10 protein-coding genes are annotated in these 14,883 nt (G+C 56.6%); 5 read left to right on the top strand and 5 right to left on the bottom strand.

Annotation, left to right across the window (positions count from 1 at the left end; all coding sequences use genetic code 11):
• Positions 1-103 precede the first annotated feature (103 nt).
• The 3 genes from prpC to prpE are packed head-to-tail and all read left to right on the top strand — an operon-like array spanning position 104 to position 4,690.
• Positions 104-1,273 carry a bifunctional 2-methylcitrate synthase/citrate synthase gene (prpC, locus tag AC3ITF_RS17460; protein WP_115259321.1) on the top strand — a complete coding sequence of 390 codons (1,170 nt, stop codon included), beginning with the start codon at positions 104-106 and terminating at the stop codon, positions 1,271-1,273.
• A gap of 39 nt (positions 1,274-1,312) precedes the next feature.
• Positions 1,313-2,764, top strand: a complete 1,452-nt coding sequence (locus tag AC3ITF_RS17455; protein WP_489175884.1) for a bifunctional 2-methylcitrate dehydratase/aconitate hydratase — start codon at positions 1,313-1,315, stop codon at positions 2,762-2,764.
• Positions 2,765-2,803: 39 nt separating this feature from the next.
• Positions 2,804-4,690, top strand: coding sequence for a propionate--CoA ligase (gene prpE, locus AC3ITF_RS17450; protein WP_117342076.1), 1,887 nt, complete (start codon positions 2,804-2,806; stop codon positions 4,688-4,690).
• Between the two features lie 69 nt (positions 4,691-4,759).
• Here prpE and AC3ITF_RS17445 read toward each other — a convergent pair whose 3' ends face one another.
• The 3 genes from AC3ITF_RS17445 to AC3ITF_RS17435 form a co-directional block, all read right to left on the bottom strand.
• Positions 4,760-6,013, bottom strand: a complete 1,254-nt coding sequence (locus AC3ITF_RS17445; RefSeq protein ID WP_117342077.1) for an MFS transporter — start codon at positions 6,011-6,013, stop codon at positions 4,760-4,762.
• Between the two features lie 57 nt (positions 6,014-6,070).
• Positions 6,071-9,148 (bottom strand): beta-galactosidase, encoded by a 3,078-nt coding sequence (locus tag AC3ITF_RS17440; RefSeq protein ID WP_489175883.1) that lies wholly within the window; start codon positions 9,146-9,148, stop codon positions 6,071-6,073.
• A gap of 154 nt (positions 9,149-9,302) precedes the next feature.
• Positions 9,303-10,373, bottom strand: coding sequence for a LacI family DNA-binding transcriptional regulator (locus AC3ITF_RS17435; protein ID WP_181517492.1), 1,071 nt, complete (start codon positions 10,371-10,373; stop codon positions 9,303-9,305).
• Positions 10,374-10,547: 174 nt separating this feature from the next.
• Between AC3ITF_RS17435 and AC3ITF_RS17430 the strand changes: the two genes are divergently transcribed.
• The gene (locus tag AC3ITF_RS17430; protein WP_117342080.1) at positions 10,548-11,156 is read left to right on the top strand and encodes a class I SAM-dependent DNA methyltransferase; all 609 of its coding nucleotides are present in this window, start codon (positions 10,548-10,550) and stop codon (positions 11,154-11,156) included.
• Between the two features lie 6 nt (positions 11,157-11,162).
• Here the strand turns inward: AC3ITF_RS17430 and AC3ITF_RS17425 are convergent, their stop codons facing one another.
• Together AC3ITF_RS17425 and AC3ITF_RS17420 are read right to left on the bottom strand one after the other, a co-directional pair.
• On the bottom strand, positions 11,163-12,116 hold the full coding sequence (locus tag AC3ITF_RS17425) for a GlxA family transcriptional regulator (RefSeq protein ID WP_115259309.1): 954 nt from the start codon (positions 12,114-12,116) through the stop codon (positions 11,163-11,165).
• Positions 12,117-12,134: 18 nt separating this feature from the next.
• Entirely contained in the window at positions 12,135-12,911 is a 777-nt protein-coding gene (locus AC3ITF_RS17420) for an MBL fold metallo-hydrolase (protein WP_115259307.1), read from the bottom strand.
• 343 nt (positions 12,912-13,254) lie between these two features.
• Here AC3ITF_RS17420 and AC3ITF_RS17415 point away from each other — a divergent pair, with 343 nt between their 5' ends.
• Positions 13,255-14,874: a ShlB/FhaC/HecB family hemolysin secretion/activation protein gene (locus AC3ITF_RS17415; RefSeq protein WP_489176453.1), complete on the top strand. Its 1,620-nt coding sequence runs from the start codon at positions 13,255-13,257 to the stop codon at positions 14,872-14,874.
• Positions 14,875-14,883: the final 9 nt, after the last annotated feature.

Raw genomic sequence — 14,883 nt, 5'->3', positions numbered from 1 at the left:
GCCGCCATCAGGCAATGCCGGATGGCACTACGTTTATCCGGCCTACAACGTACGACGCGATGCATACCCTCAATACCCTATATATAAAAATAACGAGGACAACATGAGCGACACAACGATCCTGCAAAATAGTACGAATGTTATTAAGCCAAAAAAATCGGTCGCGCTGTCCGGCGTGACCGCCGGCAATACCGCCCTGTGCACCGTTGGTAAAAGCGGTAACGATTTACACTATCGTGGCTACGATATTCTCGACCTCGCGCAACAGTGCGAATTTGAAGAAGTGGCGCACCTGCTGATCCACGGAAAATTACCCACCCGCGATGAACTCAACGCCTACAAGGTTAAATTAAAAGCGCTGCGTGGCCTCCCGGCAAACGTGCGTACCGTTCTGGAAGCGTTGCCTGCCGCTTCGCATCCGATGGACGTGATGCGTACCGGCGTTTCTGCGTTGGGCTGCACGCTGCCGGAAAAAGAGGGGCATACCGTCTCCGGCGCGCGCGACATTGCCGATAAACTGTTGGCCTCGCTCAGCTCGATCCTGCTGTACTGGTATCACTACAGCCACAACGGTGAGCGTATCCAACCGGAAACCGATGACGATTCCATTGGCGGTCATTTCCTGCACCTGCTGCACGGCGAAAAACCGTCGGCCAGTTGGGAAAAAGCGATGCACATCTCGCTGGTGCTGTATGCCGAACACGAATTCAATGCCTCGACCTTCACCGGACGGGTGATTGCGGGAACCGGATCGGATATGTATTCCGCGATTATCGGCGCCATTGGCGCGCTACGCGGTCCGAAACACGGCGGGGCGAACGAAGTGTCGCTGGAAATTCAGCAGCGCTACGAAACCCCGGATGAAGCCGAAGCTGATATCCGTAAACGTGTAGAAAACAAAGAGGTGGTGATTGGCTTTGGTCACCCGGTCTACACCCTTGCTGACCCGCGGCATCAGGTGATCAAGCGCGTGGCGAAGCAGCTTTCCCAGGAAGGCGGCTCGCTGAAAATGTACAACATCGCCGACCGTCTGGAAGAAGTAATGTGGGATACCAAAAAGATGTTCCCGAACCTCGACTGGTTCTCGGCGGTTTCCTACAACATGATGGGCGTCCCGACCGAAATGTTCACCCCGCTGTTTGTCATCGCCCGCGTCACCGGCTGGGCGGCGCACATCATTGAACAGCGCCAGGATAATAAAATCATCCGGCCTTCCGCCAACTACACCGGCCCGGAAGATCGCGTATTTGTCGCTATTGAAAAGCGTTGCTAATGCAAAACCTCTAAAGATAAAAAACAGGAAACGTACCCTATGTCCGCTCATATTTCGAATGTTCGCCCTGAATTTGACCGTGAAATCGTTGATATCGTTGATTACGTGATGAATTACGCCATCACCTCGACGGTGGCGTATGACACCGCGCATTATTGTCTGCTCGACACCCTCGGCTGCGGGCTGGAAGCGCTGGAATATCCGGCCTGTAAAAAACTGCTGGGGCCGATTGTCCCGGGGACGGTGGTGCCGAACGGTGTTCGCGTGCCGGGCACCCAGTTTCAGCTTGACCCGGTGCAGGCAGCGTTTAACATTGGCGCGATGATCCGTTGGCTGGACTTCAACGACACCTGGCTTGCCGCGGAATGGGGCCATCCTTCCGATAACCTTGGCGGGATTCTGGCCACCGCTGACTGGCTGTCGCGCAATGCGGTAGCAGCGGGTAAAGCGCCGCTGACTATGAAAACCGTGCTGACCGGTATGATCAAGGCCCATGAAATTCAGGGCTGTATCGCGCTGGAAAACTCCTTTAACCGCGTCGGCCTGGACCACGTTCTGCTGGTGAAAGTGGCCTCGACCGCCGTAGTCGCCGAGATGCTGGGACTGACCCGCGATGAGATCCTCAACGCGGTTTCGCTGGCGTGGGTCGACGGACAGTCGCTGCGAACCTATCGTCATGCGCCGAATACCGGTACGCGTAAATCCTGGGCGGCGGGGGATGCCACATCCCGGGCGGTACGTCTGGCGCTGATGGCCAAAACCGGCGAGATGGGGTATCCGTCTGCGCTGACGGCGAAAACCTGGGGCTTCTATGATGTCTCCTTCAAAGGAGAAGCGTTCCGCTTCCAGCGTCCGTACGGCTCTTACGTGATGGAAAACGTGCTGTTTAAAATCTCCTTCCCGGCTGAGTTCCACTCCCAGACCGCGGTAGAAGCCGCCATGACGCTGCATGAAAAACTGCTGGCTGCCGGTAAGACGGCTGCCGATATCGAAAAAGTGACGATTCGTACACACGAAGCCTGCATTCGCATCATCGACAAAAAAGGCCCGCTGGATAACCCGGCGGATCGCGACCACTGCATCCAGTACATGGTGGCGGTCCCGCTGCTGTTCGGACGCCTGACGGCGGCTGATTATGAAGACGGTGTGGCGCAGGATAAACGCATCGACGCGCTGCGTGAGAAAATTAACTGCGTCGAAGATCCGGCCTTTACCGCCGATTATCACAACCCGGAAAAACGCGCCATCGCCAACGCTATCACCCTGGAGTTTACCGACGGCTCCCGTTTTGACGAAGAGGTGGTGGAATACCCGATCGGCCACGCGCGTCGTCGGACTGACGGCATGCCGAAGCTGGTTGAGAAATTCAAAATCAACCTGGCGCGCCAGTTCCCGACCCGCCAACAACAGCGCATTCTGGATGTTTCCCTGGACAGAACTCGCCTGGAACAGATGCCGGTTAATGAGTACATGGATTTGTTCATTATCTAAAACCTGACTCATTAGGCGTAAGTTCAACAGGAGAGCATTATGTCTTTTAGCGAGTTTTATCAACGATCTATCACTCAACCTGAGTCATTCTGGGCCGAGCAGGCCCAGCGTATTGACTGGCAGCAGCCGTTCACTCAGGTGCTGGACCATAGCCATCCGCCGTTTGCGCGCTGGTTTTGCGGTGGGACGACCAATCTGTGCCATAACGCCATTGACCGTTGGCTGGAGAAGCAGCCCGATGCGCTGGCGCTGATTGCCGTTTCCTCGGAAACCGAAGAAGAGCGCACGTTTACCTTTCGTCAGCTGTATGACGAAGTCAACGTGACGGCCGCTATTCTGCTGTCGCTGGGCGTGCAGCGCGGCGATCGGGTATTGGTGTACATGCCGATGATCGCCGAGGCACACATTACGCTGCTGGCCTGTGCACGCATTGGCGCGATCCACTCGGTGGTGTTCGGCGGCTTCGCCTCGCACAGCGTGGCGGCGCGAATCGACGATGCCCGACCGAAGGTCATCGTGTCGGCGGATGCCGGGGCGCGCGGGGGCAAGATCCTGCCGTATAAAAAGCTGCTCGATGAGGCTATTGGCCAGGCGCAGCATCAGCCGCACCACGTGGTACTGGTCGATCGTGGGCTGGCGAAAATGGCGCGGGTCGAGGGGCGCGATCTCGATTTTGCCGCGCTGCGCCAGCAGCATCTCGGGGCGCGCGTGCCGGTGGTGTGGCTGGAGTCGAACGAAACCTCCTGCATACTTTACACTTCCGGCACGACCGGCAAGCCGAAGGGCGTGCAGCGTGACGTTGGCGGCTATGCGGTGGCGCTGGCGACGTCGATGGAGACCATCTTTGGCGGCAAAGCGGGCGGCGTGTTCTTCTGTGCCTCGGATATCGGCTGGGTGGTCGGACACTCCTACATCGTTTATGCCCCGCTGCTGGCGGGGATGGCGACGGTGGTGTACGAAGGGCTGCCGACGTACCCGGACTGCGGTGTGTGGTGGAAGATTGTCGAAAAATATCAGGTCAGCAGAATGTTCTCTGCGCCGACCGCCATTCGCGTGCTGAAGAAGTTCCCGACCGCGCAGATCCGCAATCACGATCTCTCCTCGCTGGAGGTGCTGTATCTGGCGGGCGAGCCGCTGGATGAACCCACTGCGAGTTGGGTAACCCAAACGCTGGGTGTGCCGGTGATCGACAACTACTGGCAGACCGAATCTGGTTGGCCGATTATGGCAATTGCCCGTGGCGTGGACGACAGGCCGTCGCGTCTGGGCAGCCCCGGTGTGCCGATGTATGGCTACAACGTTCAGTTGCTCAACGAAGTGACCGGTGAACCCTGCGAAGCGAACGAAAAGGGTATGCTGGTGATTGAAGGGCCGCTGCCACCGGGCTGTATTCAGACCATCTGGGGCGATGACGAACGGTTTGTGAACACCTACTGGTCGCTGTTCTCCCGCCAGGTTTACGCCACCTTCGACTGGGGGATCCGCGACGCAGACGGCTATTACTTCATCTTAGGCCGCACCGATGATGTGATAAACGTGGCCGGACACCGGCTGGGCACCCGTGAGATAGAGGAGAGTATTTCCAGCTATCCGAACGTCGCGGAAGTGGCGGTGGTCGGCGTGAAAGATGCGCTGAAAGGGCAGGTGGCGGTGGCGTTTGTTATCCCGAAACAGAGTGACAGTCTGGAAGACCGCGACATTGCGCATTCAGAAGAGAAGGCGATTATGGCGCTGGTGGACAGCCAGATTGGTAACTTTGGCCGTCCGGCACATGTCTGGTTTGTGTCACAATTGCCGAAGACGCGATCGGGCAAGATGCTAAGGCGTACGATCCAGGCGATCTGTGAAGGCCGCGATCCCGGCGATCTGACCACCATCGACGATCCCGCGTCGTTGCAGCAAATTCGCCAGGCAATCGAAGAATAATCCCCGTTAAACGGCCCGGTAGCGCGATGCTTACCGGGCTTGTTATTACACCCTCTGGCAAACCCCGCGTTATAGCGCCGGGCTTTCCCGGCGACGCAGCAGAGACAACGGCCCCGGCCCGCTCAGTGTGAACACCGAAATCAGCGTAAAAGTCAGCGCAATAATACCCAGCACCAGATACGCGCCATGGAAGCCAATGCTTTCGTACATATTGCCCGCCAGCACCGACATAAAAATCATCGCCAGCTGTTTGAAGAAACAGAAGCACACGAGGTAAATGGTGGCAGAAAACCGTACCTCAAACTGGCTGGTAATGTATTTGAAACAGCCGACGATCAGGAACGGGATTTCAAACATATGCAGCGTTTTGAGGATGATGACCTCCAGCGCCGAGGTGGCAAATGATGAGCCGATAATACGTACCGACATAATCGCCCCGGCCAGCAGTAGAGCGTTCTTCCCACCAATACGGTTTACGATCAACGGCGCAAAGAACATGATCGAGGCGTTGAGTAATTCCCCCATGGTGGTGACATAGCCAAATACCCGCGTGCCTTGTTCACCGGTTGCAAAGAACGAGGTGAAGAAATTGGCAAACTGCTGGTCAAACACATCGTAGGTGCAGGACACGCCAACCACGTACAGCGACAGGAACCACAGTTTTGGCTGCTTAAATAATTCCAGCGCCAGCTTCAGGCTAAAGGCAGAGTGGTTTGCACCGACGGCATTGGCGACCTCTGCTGATGACGAGGTATCGGTGCGCGAGAAAAACAGCAGCAGGGCGAGGACTACCGCACAGCCAGAACCCAGCCAGAAGACAAATTCATTGTTGATGGTAAACATAATGCCGACAATGGATGCGCACAATGCCCAGCCAACGCAGCCAAACATTCGCGCCCGGCCAAATTCAAAATTGCTGCGGCGACTGACTTTTTCAATATAAGCTTCAATCGCAGGCGCCCCGGCATTATAAATAAAGCCCAGGTAGATGCCACCGACAATCGAGCCTACTAAAATATTGAACTGTAATAATGGCCCAAACACGTAAATAAAGAACGGGGCAAACATCACCAGCATGCCAGTGATTATCCACAGCAGATGCTTACGCAGGCCGAGTTTATCAGATAGCAGACCAAATACCGGTTGGAACAGCAACGAAAACAGCGATATACAGGCGAAGATAATGCCGGTATCGCCTTTACTGATATGGTTGATATCGTGTAACCAAATCGGGAAGAAAGGGAAATAAGCACCCATAATAAAAAAGTAAAAGAAGAAGAAAAAACCGAACATCCAGAAGTTAGTGTTTTTTAAATAATACATAATAGACTTCCTCAGGCAAAATAAGGGCAGGTCGTAACCTGCCCATTATTATTATGTTTAGCCCCAGATAACCTGGTAGTGATAACGCCCTGCGCTCAGCAGAAACTCCGGGGAAACGGAAGGGCTCCACGAATCATCCCCGCCGACGCCCATATGGAAACCGTCAATATTGAGCCAGGTTCCCGCCTCCGGCGACAGCAGATGGCGATGGCTGGTTTCCATTAACTGTTTTTGGCTGTAGCGGCTGATGTTGAACTGGAAGTCACCACACCACTGATGCGCCCCGTAGCGCAGCTCGCGCGTACCGCAGCGCAGGCCGTTTTCGCTCGGGAAGACGTAAGGGGTGTACATCTCATCCAGCGACAGATCCCAACGGTCAAAACAGGCCGCGCTCAGGCGATCCGGGTAGTTCTCATGCGGGCCGAGACCTAACCAGTTTACGCGTTCGGCAACCTGCGCCAGTTGGCAGCTGAGGCCGATACGTGCCGGGTGCGGCGTTCCGTTGGCGACATCGACATCCACCGTGATGTGCATCTTGCCATGGCCGTCGATACGGTAGGACTTGCGGCTGATAAACAGCGTTTCGCCCTGATACTGCCAGGCGTGCGCGGTGGTAATCAGCACGCTTTCCGACAGGGATTCGGCTTCGCACAACACCCGCTGAGGTTCTGCGCGATAGTGGCCGGCGGCTTTCCAGCGTTCGACCCAGGCGTTAGGGTCGATGCGCGTCACTTCGCTGACGCCAATGTCGTTATCCAGCGGCGCGCGGGTGAACTGGTCAATGAGCGGGCTTAACAGTTGCGCGTCGCCGCCCAGCCAGTATTGCGTCAGCAATCCTGATTGACGGCAGAATTCCCAACGTTTATCGCTGACGGTCACCGCGAATGTATCGTCACTGACGGTGAGCTGTGGCATGGCGCTGGCGCGTGGGGGGAGCGTCAGGCTGAGTTTCTCTTCCAGCTTCCATTGCTGCCAGGCGCTGATATGCCCGGCGTCTGACCACGCGGTGGCCTGAGGTTGTTCCACGCGCACGGTCAGCCACAGCTGACCGGCGGTGTCCGGCATGGGGAGATCCGGCAGGGTAACCCGCTGACAACCCTGCGGGGCGATATCCAGCGTGACCTCGCCGGTGGCCAGCAGATTGCCGTCCTGGGCGACAGACCAGTGCAGGATTTCGTTATCGCTGCGGCGGAACAGGTATTCGCTACGCACTTCAATCTGGCGTTCGTCGCCCGGCAACAGCGTAAACTGGAAAAACTGCTGCGCGTGTTTGGCTTCATACAGCGACGGATGCGGCGTGCGATCGGCAAATACCAGCCCGTCCATGCAGAACTGACGGTCATTCGGCGTGTCGCCAAAATCGCCGCCGTAGGCTGACCACGGGTTGCCGTTGTCGTCATATTTTGTCAGCGACTGATCAACCCAATCCCAGACAAACCCACCCTGCAGACGCGGATACTGACGGAACGCCTGCCAGTATTTGGCGTAACCCCCGAGACTGTTCCCCATCGCGTGGGCGTATTCGCAGAGGATCAGCGGGCGCTGCTCGCCGGGCATCGACAGCCATTTTTTGATAGACCATTTCGGTACCGCCGGGAAGGGTTGGTCCTGGTCAACGCGGGCATACATTGGGCAAATAATGTCGGTCGCAGCGGTATCCGCCCCGCCGCCTTCATACTGCACCGGGCGGGACGGGTCTTCGGATTTCAGCCAGCGGTAGAGAGCGTCGTGATTTGCGCCGTGCCCGGATTCGTTGCCCAGTGACCAGATAATAATGCTCGGATGGTTGCGGTCGCGCTGCACCATGCGCGTCACGCGCTGGCTCATCGCCGGTAGCCAGGTGGGGTCATCGCTCAGGCGGTTCATCGGCACCATGCCGTGGGTTTCGATATTGGCTTCATCCACCACGTACAGGCCGTAGCGGTCGCACAGGGTGTACCACAACGGATGGTTTGGATAATGCGAGCAGCGCACGGCGTTAAAGTTGTTTTGCTTCATCAGGACGATGTCCTGCACCATCGTTTCTTCATCCATCACCTGACCGTTTTGTGGGTGATGTTCATGACGGTTGGCGCCGCGGATCAGCAGCGGCTGCCCATTGAGCAACAGCAGACCGTTTTCAATGCTGACCTGGCGGAAGCCAACGTCGCAGGCTTCGGCTTCAATCAACGTGCCGTCGGCGGTATGTAGCAGCACTACCGCGCGGTACAGATTCGGGGTTTCAGCGCTCCACAGCGCCGGACGTTCAACGTTCAGGCGCAGAGTGGTGCGATCGGCATACGCGCCGCGCTCATCAATAATCTCACTACCAAAAGGCGAAGTGGCTTCATCGGTCAGCGTATCGCCTTGCCACAGTTGCAGCGTCACGCGTAAATCATCGCGCGGCTCGCCCGCCATTCTGACGTCGGCTTCCAGCACCGCGCGGCTGAAATCATCGTTAAAACGGGGGTGGATACGCAGGTCGCGGATCTGCGTGTCCGGCTTATGCAGCAGCGAGACGTCGCGGAAGATACCGCTCATGCGCCACATGTCCTGATCTTCCAGATAGCTGCCGTCGCTCCAGCGCAGCACCATCACCGCCAGACGGTTTTCGCCGTCGCTCAGGAAATCACTGAGATCAAACTCGGACGGCAGGCGGCTGTCCTGCCCGTAGCCGACCCAGCGGCCATTGCACCACAGATGAAACGCTGAGTTCACGCCGTCAAAAATAATGCGCGTCTGTCCCGTCTGTCGCCACGCGGCATCCACTTTGAATGTGAGCGAGTAACATCCTGTCGGATTCTCCGTTGGAACGTGCGGCGGATTGACCGGGAACGGGTAGGTAATGTTGGAGTAGATCGGCGCATCGTAACCATCCATTTGCCAGTTAGACGGTACGGTTACGCTATCGGCCTGCGGCAAATCGCCCGCAAGCCAGCTTTCCGGCACCGCTTCAGGTGAGGCAAACCAGGCAAACTTCCACTCGCCGTTCAACGACTGTAACTGTGCCGAATGGTGGTTGTTACGGGCGTCCTGCGCAGAGCGCCAGCTGCAAAACGGCGGGTGCGCTTCAAGACGATTAAGCTGAGTGACGCCGGGGTTTTCCCAGTCGCGACGTGCCAGTACGGCGGCGAGTGAATCCGTGTTCAGGGTCATGGCAGTATCCTGTGTAAATTTGTTATCCGCTCACAATTTAACTGAACATACGAGGATTGAGATTATCCTGTAAAGGATGGGGTGGGTAATCAGTGAGCTGACTCACAGTAATTCAGCTCAGTAACAGCAGATGTGAGCGCTCGCTGTGGAGACGTTACAGCCGAGAAACCTGACGTGCCAACTGCATCAGCGACTCCGCCAGCGCCTGCGGCGTTGCCTGTTGTCTGTTCGGGGGCAGCACCGTTTTACGCTCGACCAGCGTCACCGGCAGGAGTTGATTGCCGAGGCTCTCACCCCCCTGTGAAAGCTGCAGCAGTTTATCGACGCTGGTTTGCCCGAGCGTCGGAAAATCCTGCTTGATGGTCGTGAGTGGCGGGATATAACAGGAGCTGTCTTCGGTATCGTCGTAGCCAATCACCGAGATATCGGTCGCCACCCGCAGGCCGGACTCGCTGATGGCCCGCATCGCGCCCAGCGCCATTTGATCGTTGGCAACCAGCATGGCGGTCGGGATGACGCCGTCGTTCAGCATCTGCATGGTTTGTGTAAAGCCGGACATTGCGCTCCAGTCGCCTTCCAGTTCCGCGACGGGTTGCTGCTGATAGTGCGCCAGATACTTATGCCAGCCCGCATGCCGTAACCGCGCCGAGACTGAGCTGTGCGGTCCGGCCAGCAGGGCGATACGCTGATGCCCGTGCTGGATCAGGTGCTCAACGCCGAGGCGTGCGCCGTCATCATGGGAGAAAATCACGCTGTTAACCGGCGACTGGTCAGAGACGTCCAGAAACAGCACCGGTACCGTACCGCAGGCGGCGGCGACGGCAATTGCGTCGTCTTCATCCAGCGGATAGTTGATGATAAGCCCGGTCACCCGCTGGGAGAGCAGGTTATGCACCGCTGCTTTGCAGGCGTCTACGCCGCTACGCTCGACCATGGCGATCACCACGCTGGCCCCGGACTGGTCGGCGCGGGATTTTATAGCCGCAACGATTTGCGAGGGCGCGTGCAGGGCAAGGTTCGCCGTCGCCACACCAATCAATGGCGTTTGTTTACCGGCCAACTGCTGGGCAACGCGGTTGGGGATGTAATTGAGCTCCGCCATCGCGGCCTCAACTTTCTGACGGGTTTTGGCGGAAACGTGGCTGGCCTGATTCACGACGCGCGAGACGGTCTGGTAAGAGACACCTGCATGGTCTGCCACATCGTATAGCGTTACCGGTTTCACATTCTTCACCCTTCATTACGTTATCTACGCGCTATCATGCCACAGCACGTAGGGTTTTGGCGTATTTGTGGTTGGGTTCTGCGAGGCGCATTCCAGGGCCAGTGACGCGTGATAGCGGGCATGGCGTCTTTATGCTTAACATGATGGCAGAACGAGTAAAACAGTGAGGAAATCGTGAGCGACTCTGCGGCCCAGAACATTCTGTCTATCTACCGACGCCATGCTGATGCCTTTGCCAGCCAGCGTTCACGCACGCTGTTTGAGAAACCGTGGCTGGATAAGTTCATCGCGGTAATGGGCGGGAAGGGCAGTATTGTGGATATCGGCTGTGGGAATGGTCAGCCGATTGCCGGGTATTTTATCCGGCAAGGCTTTCACCTAACAGGAGTGGATGGTTCCGCGGCGATGCTGGCGCGCGCCCGGCAATCTTTTCCCGACCAGTGCTGGCTGGAGCAGGATATGCGTGAGCTCGCGCTTGATGGCACCTTTGATGGCCTGATTGCGTGGGACAGCTTTTTCCATTTACCCCAGCAGGACCAACACAGGATGTTTCCGATCTTTGACCAGCTCAGTCATCCCGGCAGCGCGCTGATGTTCACCAGCGGTACCGGAAACGGCATCGCAATGGGGCAATTTGAAGGTGAGCCGCTGTTTCATGCAAGCCTGGCGCCCGACGAATACCGTGCATTGTTGTCCGCGCACGGCTTTGAGGTCATTGACGTGATCATGGAAGACCCACAGTGCACCGGGCATACGGTGTGGCTGGCGCAAAAAAGAGGCTGAGCCTGTTTACGCTGCGCCGCGGAAGGTCTTGCGCCATTCAGCCGGGCTGACGCCGAAGTGGGCTTTAAAATGCTGGCGCCAGGTGACCGGAGAGAGAAAACCGACCTGTTCAGCAATACGTTCGACGGGTAACGAACTGGACTCCAGCAGCTCCTGGCTGCGTCGCAGGCGCTCGGTAATAAGCCATTCGGCCACGCTTGACCCGGTGGCCTTCATAAAATGGCGGGTTAGGGTGCGACGGCTCATCATCACCCGCTGCGCCAGCGTGTCGAGGTTATGCTGCTCATGGAGGTGCTGGCGTAAATAATCGAGCAGGGTGTTAATGCGCTGATCCTGGGTATTTTTCGCCACCGGCTGCTCAATAAACTGCGCCTGTCCCCCTTCGCGGTGCGGTGGCACAATCATCCGTCGGGCAATCTGGTTCGCTACCGTGCTGCCAAAGTGCTGGCGGATGACGTACAAGCAGCAATCCAGTGCGGCGGCGGTACCTGCCGAGGTAATAATACCGTCGTCATCAACGTACAGGGCGTTGATATCCAGACGCGCCGCCGGGAAGCGCGTCTGAAAATCTTGCTCAAATTCCCAGTGCGTCGCGGCCCGCTTTCCGTCTAACAGGCCCGCGTAGCCGAGGACAAACGCGCCCAGACACAGCCCGACAATCTGTGCGCCGTTTTGCCGCGCGCAATTGAGGGCATTGAGCAGACCCTGCGGCGGGCGATGCCCGGTAGTGCCCCAGTAGGGGACCACCACAATATCGGCTGCCGTCACCGCCTCATAACCGTGAGAGGCGGTGACGGAGAAGCCATCCTGCGAAGAGACGATGCCGGGATTTTCGGCGCATATCTGCACCTCAAAGCGCTTTTTCGCCGCCATTTTGTCGCTGAAAATTATGCACGGCACCGAAAAATGAAACGGGCTGAAATCTTCCACGGCGACAATGGCGACGGTAAGCGGGCGCATACGATTCCTCTGTTGGCATTAAAAGGTCAGGGTTTCCCCATCTTCCGGCACGTTGACGAATTGCGCAATCTGGTTGTCGAACGCATATTCTTTCAGCGCCGCGCGCGTCAGCAGGCAGTGGTTAATGGCTTCCATATGGGTCGCCACAATCTGCGCTTCAGGCAGCACAAAGTGGGTTTTTAGCACATCTTCCGCGCCCATAATGATCGGCCCAAAGCCGATGACGTGGGCAAAACCGGCGTTCAGTACCACGACATCAGGCTGGAAGGTCTGCATATTGGCCTCTACCTCATCGCGCCAGATAGTATCGCCAACCAGATACAGCGTTTTTTCTGCTGTATGCTGGAAGATAACTCCGCAGGCGTCACCCAGGCGTTCTGCCATTTGCGGCACGGCGTAGGCGCGATCTGACCCGTGCTGGCCGCCGGTTTTACGCAGGGTGATGTCCCCCAGCGCGGTATTTTCTGTCAATACGCTCAGTTGGGTGAACCCCTGTCCTCGCAGCACCTGCGCATCCTGATCATTTTGTACGTAGATCGGCTTGTCTTTCGGCACAACGCGCGCGGCAACCTCGTCCCAGTGATCTTCATGCAGATGGGTGACGATTAGCGCATCGACGTTAAGCAGGGTGTCGATGTCAACGGGCAGCTCCACGGTCGGATTGCGGATCTCTGCGCGCGCCGTTCCGGCAAAACCCGGATACGCACCTTTCGGGGCTAGCATTGGATCAACGAGGAAGGTCTTGCCGCCAAAGGTGATGTGCAGTGTGGCATTACGGATTTGCGTGATGTTCATGGTGTTTGCTCCACGTGTTGGGTCAGTGGTGTCATCCTGGAGTGTTGTCCAGAAGATGAATGTGGGCAAATGGGCGACTAGCGATGGGATTGGGCCAATCGCTGGGAAAATAAAGCCCTCCAGGTGAAAACTTGATATTTAAGCCGGGCACTTTTCCTAAAAAGCAATAGGAAAACGGTTACAAACTGAATGTCACTGTGTCATTTATTTACATTTTGTGCCTTTTAACCTAGTTTGCTCATTTTTTAACAGCCATGATGGGTTATGGAAAGTGGGGCTGCGGGTGAAGATCAGGGACGTCGGGATTACTTTTTTACTGTCAGGGTGGGCTCTGTCATTGACCATGACGGGGCACGCTGCGCCTTTATCACCTGCCGATCGCAGTTCAGTTCAGCAACAGCAGCAGCAATTACTTGATGAGAACCAGCGTCAGCGCGAAGAGTTAGGCCGTAGCGTTGTCCTCCCTGAATCGGAAAAGGCAACGCTTCCTGCCACGCCCTCTGGGGCCTGTTTTACGACCTCTCGTATCGATATTGAGGGCGCAAGCCAGTTATCACCCAAAACCGCCAGAAAACTAACCGCACCGTGGGTAAATCAGTGTCTGGACATCGCTCGCCTGACGACGCTGACGAACGCGATTTCTGACTGGTACATCAGCCGCGGTTTTATCACCAGCCGTGCTTTTTTAACCGAGCAGGATCTCTCCTCCGGTGTGCTGCGCATTACGGTACTTGAGGGAAAATTGCAGGAGATTCGTCTCGAAGGTGTCCCGTCACGCACGCTGAAAATGACCTTTCCTGGGCTGGAAGGAAAGATTCTCAATCTGCGCGATATTGAACAGGGTATGGAGCAATTGAACCGGGTTCGCCAGACGCCGGTTGAAATAGAAATTTTACCTGGCAGCCAACAAGGCTTCTCGATAGTAAACCTGACGGCTGCGCCTGAATCGCCGCTTACTGGCTCAGTCAGTTTTGATAACAGCGGGCAAAAGAGTACCGGAACGGGGCAACTGAGCGGGGCGTTATTTGCCAATAACCCGTTCGGCCTGGCGGATAAATGGTTTATCAGCGGTGGGCGCAGCAGCGATTTTTCCAGCAGTAAAGATGCGCAGAACGTTGCTGCGGGCGTGAGCATTCCTTACGGCTACGGGCTATTTGATTACAACTACAGCTGGAGTAATTACCTCAGCACCATTGATAACAATGGCTATGCCTGGCGTTCAACTGGCGACAGCGAAACCCATCGTCTGACCGGCACCTGGGGGCTGTTTCGCAATGGTGATATCAAAACCGCGGCAGCGCTGGGCCTGACGCATCGAATTAACCGTAACAAATTGAATGATGTCCTGCTGGAAACCAGTAGCCGCAAGCTTTCCAGTATTTCGCTGGGTATCAACCATACGCAAAAAATCGCCTCCGGCGTTGCCACGCTTAACCCCACGTTTACCCAGGGTGTGCCGTGGTTTGGCGCAGAGAATGACAATAATAAACAGGGTGATGTCCCGAAGGCAGAATTTCGCAAATGGAGCGCTAGCGGCAGCTTTCAACGCCCATTGACAGAGAATCTGTGGTGGCTGAGCAGCGTCTATTTTCAGTGGTCACCGGACCGCCTTTACGGCAGCGAACGCCTGACGCTGGGCGGTGAAACGTCAGTTCGTGGCTTTAAAGAACAATACATTTCCGGGGATAACGGCGGCTACTGGCGCAACGAAGTGAATTATTCGCTCTTTACGTTGCCGGTATTTGGGCAGATTGGCGCGATGGCGGCATTCGACGGAGGCTGGCTGAAACAGGATGGCTTTGATAGTTCAGCCTCCGGCACGTTGTGGGGCGCTGCGCTGGGATTAACCAGTTCAGGGCGCTGGTTCTCCAGTCAGTTTACCGTTGGAACGCCGGTGAAGTACCCGGACTGGCTGGCACCGGATCATCTCAATATTTATTACCGCGTGGCCGTGGCATTTTAAGGAAGCAGG

It is taken from the genome of Citrobacter sp. KH_055_1 (assembly GCF_057838705.1).
This window is presented reverse-complemented; position numbering and strand designations above follow the sequence as displayed.

Bases quoted from the DNA above. Each gene is read 5' to 3' on its own strand.
- AC3ITF_RS17415 (WP_489176453.1), top strand. From the start codon at position 13,255: ATGACGGGGCACGCTGCGCCTTTATCACCTGCCGATCGCAGTTCAGTT.
- AC3ITF_RS17455 (WP_489175884.1), top strand. From the start codon at position 1,313: ATGTCCGCTCATATTTCGAATGTTCGCCCTGAATTTGACCGTGAAATC.
- AC3ITF_RS17445 (WP_117342077.1), bottom strand. From the start codon at position 6,013: ATGTATTATTTAAAAAACACTAACTTCTGGATGTTCGGTTTTTTCTTC.
- AC3ITF_RS17440 (WP_489175883.1), bottom strand. From the start codon at position 9,148: ATGACCCTGAACACGGATTCACTCGCCGCCGTACTGGCACGTCGCGAC.
- AC3ITF_RS17425 (WP_115259309.1), bottom strand. From the start codon at position 12,116: ATGCGCCCGCTTACCGTCGCCATTGTCGCCGTGGAAGATTTCAGCCCG.
- prpC (WP_115259321.1), top strand. From the start codon at position 104: ATGAGCGACACAACGATCCTGCAAAATAGTACGAATGTTATTAAGCCA.
- AC3ITF_RS17420 (WP_115259307.1), bottom strand. From the start codon at position 12,911: ATGAACATCACGCAAATCCGTAATGCCACACTGCACATCACCTTTGGC.
- prpE (WP_117342076.1), top strand. From the start codon at position 2,804: ATGTCTTTTAGCGAGTTTTATCAACGATCTATCACTCAACCTGAGTCA.